Origin of the sequence: Maricaulis sp. (assembly GCF_030149425.1) — a bacterium.
In the GTDB taxonomy this organism is placed as follows: Bacteria; Pseudomonadota; Alphaproteobacteria; order Caulobacterales; family Maricaulaceae; genus Maricaulis.
In genome coordinates, this window is sequence record NZ_JASBRQ010000073.1 from 47,867 (window position 1) to 54,807 (window position 6,941).

General features: G+C 63.3%; 4 protein-coding genes. 2 read left to right on the top strand and 2 right to left on the bottom strand.

The window, feature by feature from the left end; genetic code table 11:
• Window positions 1-87 precede the first annotated feature (87 nt).
• On the top strand, window positions 88-3,657 hold the full coding sequence (locus Q1V57_RS12960; protein WP_300531604.1) for a hydantoinase B/oxoprolinase family protein: 3,570 nt from the start codon (window positions 88-90) through the stop codon (window positions 3,655-3,657).
• Window positions 3,658-3,848: 191 nt separating this feature from the next.
• A complete protein-coding gene (locus Q1V57_RS12965) occupies window positions 3,849-4,316 on the top strand; it encodes a fasciclin domain-containing protein (RefSeq protein ID WP_366145160.1) in 468 nt (155 codons plus the stop codon).
• On the opposite strand, the gene rimK is transcribed toward Q1V57_RS12965, so the two are convergent.
• Both rimK and Q1V57_RS12975 read right to left on the bottom strand, forming a co-directional pair.
• Complete coding sequence (gene rimK, locus Q1V57_RS12970; protein WP_300531610.1) at window positions 4,297-5,733, bottom strand: 30S ribosomal protein S6--L-glutamate ligase; 1,437 nt, start codon at window positions 5,731-5,733, stop codon at window positions 4,297-4,299. The two genes, Q1V57_RS12965 and rimK, sit on opposite strands and share 20 nt — an antisense overlap.
• Window positions 5,734-5,831: 98 nt before the next feature.
• The coding region (locus Q1V57_RS12975; RefSeq protein ID WP_300531611.1) for a metalloregulator ArsR/SmtB family transcription factor at window positions 5,832-6,941 on the bottom strand (1,110 nt) is incomplete at its 5' end.

Here is a 6,941-nt window from a genome sequence, read left to right on the forward strand (position 1 = left end):
AAATTCTCCTAGGGTATTTCGCCGCATACCGGGCTTGCCTCACCCCGCCCCGCCGCTAGGCTCGCCCGGCACATCAGGGGAGCGGGCATGTCGCAGGACTGGGAATTCTGGATCGATCGGGGCGGCACCTTCACCGACATCCTCGGCCGTGGCCCCGACGGGCGCCTGCATGCGCTCAAACTGCTTTCCGAAAGCCCCGAATATGATGACGCCGCCAGCGAAGGCGTGAAACGCCTGAGTGCCGGAGCCCCGGTCTCGGCCGTCAAAATGGGAACGACCGTCGCCACCAATGCGCTGCTCGAGCGCAAGGGCGCGCGGACGCTGTTCCTGGTGACCAAGGGATTTGAAGATCTCTTGATCATCGGGGATCAGACCCGGCCGGACATTTTCGCGCTCGACCTGAAACGCCCTGCCCCGCTCTATCACCAGGTCGCCGAGGTCGAGGAACGCACGCGCGCTGACGGGTCCAAGCGGACCCCGCTCAACGAAGCGGCCTTGGTCGCCAGTCTGGCGCAGGCACGCCGCGACGGCCTGGAGACCGTGGCCATCGCCTTCATGCATGCCTGGCGCAATCCAGCCCACGAGGAACGCGCCGAAGCCCTCGCCCGCGCGGCCGGCTTCAACACCGTCCTGCGATCCTCTGTCGCCAGCCCGCTGATCAAAATCGTCCCACGCGCCTCCACCACAGTTCTCGACGCCTATCTGACGCCGGTGCTGAAGGATTATGTCGGCCGGGTTGCCGAAGGCGTGGACGGCACTCCGCTGTTCTTCATGCAATCCTCAGGCGGCCTCGCCCCCGCGGAGAATTTCCATGCCCGGGATGCGGTCCTGTCCGGCCCTGCCGGCGGTGTCGTCGGCATGGCACAAACGGCGCTGAAATCCGGCTATCCGCGCGTCATCGGTTTCGATATGGGCGGAACCTCAACCGATGTCTCCCGCTTTGACGGTGAACGTTACGCGCGGGTGGAAGAAACCGAGGTCGCCGGCCAGCGTCTGCGCGCACCGATGATGGCGGTGCACACCGTGGCGGCCGGTGGCGGCTCCATCCTGAGTTTTGACGGAGAACGCGCCCGGGTCGGACCGGAAAGCGCCGGCGCCCAGCCCGGCCCCGCCGCCTATGGCCGCGGCGGCCCGGCGACGGTAACAGATGCGAATGTCGTGCTTGGCCGCATCCAGCCAGACTGGTTTCCCTGCAAATTCGGCCCGGACGGCAATGCCCCCATCGATGTCGAGGCCAGCCGCAAAGCCCTTGCAGAACTGGCTGCAGCGATGGACCTGCCCTCCGCAGAAGCTGCCGCGGAAGGATTTCTTGCGGTCGCTATTGAGAGCATGGCCCAAGCCATCAAACAGATCTCCATCGCCGAAGGGGTCGACCCCGGCCGCTATGCGCTCAGCGCCTTTGGCGGTGCCGGGGCGCAACATGCCTGCAAGGTCGCTGAAGGCCTGGGTATGGAGACGGTGCTGGTCCACCCCTATGCCGGACTGCTCTCGGCGCTGGGAATTGGCCTCGCAGACCTGGTCGAAACCCGGCAGGCCGCAATCGGCGCGCCGCTCGAGGATGCGCTTGGCCCGGTCGGGGAGGCTGTGGAGCGCCTGGTCGGCGAAACCTCCCATGCCCTGATCCAGGCCGGCATTGGTGCAGACACAATCCAGCGCAATGTCGATTTGCGCATCAAGGTCGAGGGGACCGACACGACCATTCCGATTGCCCTCGCCGCCCCGGACCGGATGCGCGCCGGCTTCCGGGACGCCCACGAACAACTCTTCGGGTTCATGCCGGCCGGGCGGCTCATGGTGGAGTCCATCACGGTCGAGGCTGCAGCAGCGCCCCCGGGGTCGCGCGACTGGACCGAAACCTTATCGCTCGGCGACGCGCCAAAGCCCGCCGGCGAAGCCGGCATGGTGATAGAGGGGGAGGTCCATGCCTGCCCGGTTTACCGGCTTGAGACCCTGCCCGTCGGCCCACGGCTGGCCGGCCCGGCCCTGATCATGGATGCCAATTCGACTATCGTGCTCGACCCCGGCTGGGCGGCGGAGCGGCTCGAGGACGGCATGTTGCGTCTCGTCCGGGAGGAGAAAGATGTCGACACCAGCGAGGCCGGAACCGAACTGGATCCGGTCCGGCTGGAATTGTTCAACCGGCGTTTCATGAGCGTGGCCGAACAGATGGGGGTCGCTCTCGAGCGCACAGCCCACTCGGTCAATATCAAGGAGAGGCTGGACTTTTCTTGCGCCGTCTTTGACGCGGACGGCGGTCTGGTCGCCAACGCTCCACATATGCCTGTGCATCTCGGCTCGATGTCAGCCAGTGTTCGTTCAGCGGCGATGGCTCACCCCGATCTCGGCCCGGGCGATGCCGTCGCAGTGAACGCCCCCTATGATGGTGGCACCCACCTGCCGGACATCACTGTTGTGCGTCCGGTCCATGACCCCGCTGGCGGCGAGCGTTTGTTCTACATCGCCTCGCGTGGCCACCACGCCGATGTCGGCGGTATCGCGCCAGGCTCCATGCCGCCTTTCTCGACCTCGATTGAGGAAGAAGGGGTGCAGTTCCGCAATGTGCTGATCGTCAAGGATGGCCGATTCCTCGAACCGCCCGTACGGGATGTTCTCGATGGCGGTCCTTACCCGGCCCGCAACCCGGACCAGAATATCGCCGATCTCAAGGCCCAGCTCGCCGCCTGCGCCAAAGGCGCCGCCGAGCTCGAACGCCTGGTTTCCGAGCACGGCCTGGATGTGGTGAAGGCCTATATGGGCCATGTTCAGGATAACGCCGAACGCGCCGTGCGCCGGGTCATCGACGCGCTAAGCGATGGCGAGCATCGTGTCCGGCTGGATGATGGCGCGGAGATCTGCGTTGCGATCCGCGTTGACCGCTCGGCGCGTAGTGCCGTGGTCGATTTCACCGGCACCTCACCCCAGCGTCCGAGCAACTTCAACGCTCCGGCCTCGGTGGCGCGCGCCGCTGTGCTCTATGTCTTCCGCTGCCTGGTCGGTGACAAGATCCCGCTCAATGAGGGCTGCCTCAAACCGATTGAACTGATCATTCCGGAGGGGTGCCTGCTCAATCCGAGAGCGCCGGCGGCGGTTGTTGCGGGCAATGTCGAGACCAGCCAGCTCGTCGTCGATGCCCTCTTCGGGGCTACCGGTCGTCTCGCGGCCGGTCAGGGCACGATGAACAATCTGACTTTCGGCAATGCGCGCTACCAGTATTACGAGACGATCTGCGGTGGCTCGGGCGCAGGCATTGACCATCATGGCCGGCCCTTTGCCGGCACTGACGCCATCCACACCCATATGACCAATTCACGCATGACCGATCCGGAAGTTCTGGAACAGCGCTTCCCGGTCGAAGTGGTGCACCATCGCATTCGGGCGGGATCAGCGGGTACAGGCGCGTGGCGCGGCGGGCATGGCTCGCAACGCTGCCTTCGCTTTACTGAACCGATGGATGTTGCTCTGCTGTCTTCCCGCCGTATCGAGCGCCCCTTTGGCGTCAATGGCGGCAATGAGGCCATGCCGGGAACCCAGCGCGTCATCCGCAGCGACAACTCAGAACAGGAATTGGACGGGCTGTTTCGCATCGAGGTCGAGCCGGGCGATCAGGTCGAGATTTCCACGCCCGGTGGTGGGGCCTTGAATTCACTAGAGAATTAAACTCCCGCAAGATTCAGATCTGTTTCGCAACCGGGCGCGTAACTGTTCACGTCACATGCATGAGACACCCCCGACATGCGACCGGCGGCGGCCACCGCCGGACGCGATTGAACCGAAAAAGGGAGCGCATAATGCGTCTTGTCTCTATTGCGGCTATCGCCGCCGCCCTCGTCTCTGTCCCGGCTCTCGCCATGAGCCACCCGAAAGCCGCGAACACCGGCCACAACCATGCCCACGCCGCCCGGGCTGACATTGTCGACACCGCTGTCGGCGCCGGCCAGTTCAACACGCTGGTTGCTGCTGTTCAGGCTGCCGGTCTCGTCGACACGCTGAAGGGCGACGGTCCGTTCACCGTCTTTGCGCCGATCGACAGCGCCTTTGCCGGCCTGCCGCACGGTGAAGTCGACCGTCTGCTGCGCCCGGAGAACCGTCACGAGCTGGTCGATATCCTGACCTTCCACGTCGTACCGGGTGCGATCACCAGCGATCAGCTTGCCGGTCAGATCCTGTCGGTGGAAACCGTCGAAGGCTCCAGCGTTCTCATCGATGCGACCAATGGTGTCCGCGTCGGCAATGCCGAAGTCATCCAGGCCGACATCCAGACCTCCAACGGCGTCATCCACGTCGTCGACCGCGTCATCATTCCGACTGCGAACTAGCCGGTTCGGCACGGGCCTCGGCTGGGGTCCGTGCCGCCGCCTTGCGCTTGCCCGTCCGGGCGGGGCGAACATGCGTTTCCAGATATTCGACAATCAGACCGGCAACATCCTTACCCGATGAGCGTTCAACGCCCTCCAAGCCGGGTGACGAATTCACCTCCAGTATCTTGGGGCCGGTCGCGGAGCGCAGCAGATCAACTCCAGCGACAGACAGGCCGAGTGACTTGGTCGCCTGGACAGCAGCCACACGTTCCTCTTTGGTGATGCGAACCTTCCTGGCTGTGCCACCACGATGAAGGTTGGAGCGGAACTCTCCCTCTTCAGCCTGCCGCATCATCGTTGCAATCACACGGCCACCAACGACGAAACAGCGGATATCGGCCCCACCAGCCTCCTTGACGAACTCCTGCACGATGAAGTTCGCATCAAGACCGCGAAAAGCATCAATCACCGATTCAGCCGCTTTCTTGGTTTCAGCCAAAACAACACCACGCCCCTGCGTGGACTGCAGCAGCTTGACCACCAGAGGCGCATCCCCGACATGCGCAATCAGGTTGGCGGTATCCTTCGGCGAATGCGCAAACGCGGTCACAGGCATATTGATGCCTGAACGCGCCAGAATCTGATGCGCGAACAGCTTGTCGCGAGACGCGCCAATCGCCTCGGCAGTGTTGAGGCAATAAGCGCCCATCATCGAGAATTGTCGCAGCACCGCCATCCCGTAACCGGTCATGCTGGCTCCGATGCGCGGAATGACCGCGTCATACACAGGCAGGGGCTTGCCGTCGTAATAGACCTTCGGGTCGTTGGCATCGATCGCCAGCGTGCAACGGGCCGTGTTGATCATCTCAACAACATGCCCACGGGTCTGTGCAGCATCACGTAAACGCTGAGACGAGTAATTGTTCGGCTCTCGGGTGAGAATGGCTATGCGCAGAGGTCTCTTTACCGGCCGCCTCCGGGGAAAATCCTTGTACAGGTCATAGCTGAGCTCGCCCTGCGCGCAGGACAGAGTCGGATTAACCACCATATCTTCAGGGATCGCCTGACGGCCCAGCAACATGCGATAGGCCATGGTCTCCCGGTTGGTCAAGGTCAGCTCTACCGGCCATTCGCGGTCTCCGATACGAACCGGGGTTTCGATTACCCAGCGCAACTCGCGCTCCCCGTTCGACGACACGACCTCCCGCCGGTCGACAGCGGGAGCAGAACAGACGATCTCGATCTCGGGCTTATCCGGGATGGGATGGAGGATAAAACGCACCTGCGTCTTCTCCATCGGACCAAAGGGCTCGATAGAAACAGCATGCAGCGCCGATGTCCGCGCGCCGGTATCCACCTTCGCCTTCACCGCAGGCAGTCCAAGCTTTGGGAATGCTGCCCATTCCTCCCAGCCAAGCAGGGTTGTGTCTTCCATGAGATTGCACCTGAAAAATGGATGCGACCCATTATATCCGGCGCTCAACCGCGTCCAGAAAATTCGACGAAAGTGGAATTTCCGGCCCGTTGGAACGTTCAGCCCTTAGCTGCGACCCAGATCTTCAAGGTCAGCTCGCCCGCATCCTCTTCCGGGTGAAGATCGACCTGCTTTGCAAGGCTGAGCCCGGCGCGGTCGATGATGTCGGACATTTCCTCATCGGAGAAACCGAGGCGGCGATGGAAATGCGCCTCGCGCAATTCTTCCAGCTGGTGCGGTGCGAAATCGACCACCAGAAGACGGCCACCGGGTTTCAAAACCCGGGCACATTCGGACACCGCCATGGCCGGATCGTCGAGATAGTGCAGCACCTGGTGCACGGTGACGAGATCGGCGCTGTCGCTTTCAAACGGCAGAGCGCCGACATCAGCATGGCGCACCGAACAATGCGTCAGGCCGGCCTCGGACAGGTTGGCGCGGGCGACATTGAGCATGGAGTGGTTGATATCGATGCCGATACCGCGCTCCACCCGGTCGGCGAACAATTCCAGCATACGGCCGGTAGCCACCCCGACATCCAGCATCAGCCCGAACGGCCCCGCCCCGGCGAGATCGCGCATCGCCGCCTCCACCGCACCGTCGGACAGGTGCAGCTTGCGGATCCGGTCCCAGTCCTCGGCCACGCTTTCGAAATAATCCTGCGCCGCCGCGGCGCGTTGCGCTTTGGTGCGCTCGAGACGTTCGACATCACGGGCGATCACCGGATCATCCGCCGGGACCATTTCATTGACCAGCTCGGCCAGGCGCCTCCCGCCGCCGCTATCGGTCAGACGGTAGAAGACATAGGCGCCCTCGGGCAGGCGCTCGGCCAGGCCGGCATCGGTAAGCAATTTAAGGTGCCGGCTGACGCGCGGCTGGCTCTGGCCGAGAATGCCCACCAGCTCGGAAACCGTCAGCTCGCCACGCGCCAGCATGACCACGACGCGTAAGCGTGTGGGTTCGGCGAGTGCTTTGAGCTGGGCAACCAGGCCGTCCATGTGATCCATACCGGGCAAATGCGGAATATAGCTTGCTTTTATCTGCATCGCGGCGAAGTTCAAAGGACGGTCTGTAGATGAGATTCTGGAGCGATCGCGCGTGGCCAAGGACATTATCGTCATCGGTGCCGGCCTGGCAGGTGTCAGCGCCGCCTGGGCGCTGAAACGAAA

Coding starts and splice junctions, on each gene's coding strand:
- Q1V57_RS12960 (WP_300531604.1), top strand. CDS start 88: ATGTCGCAGGACTGGGAATTCTGGATCGATCGGGGCGGCACCTTCACC.
- Q1V57_RS12965 (WP_366145160.1), top strand. CDS start 3,849: ATGAGCCACCCGAAAGCCGCGAACACCGGCCACAACCATGCCCACGCC.
- rimK (WP_300531610.1), bottom strand. CDS start 5,733: ATGGAAGACACAACCCTGCTTGGCTGGGAGGAATGGGCAGCATTCCCA.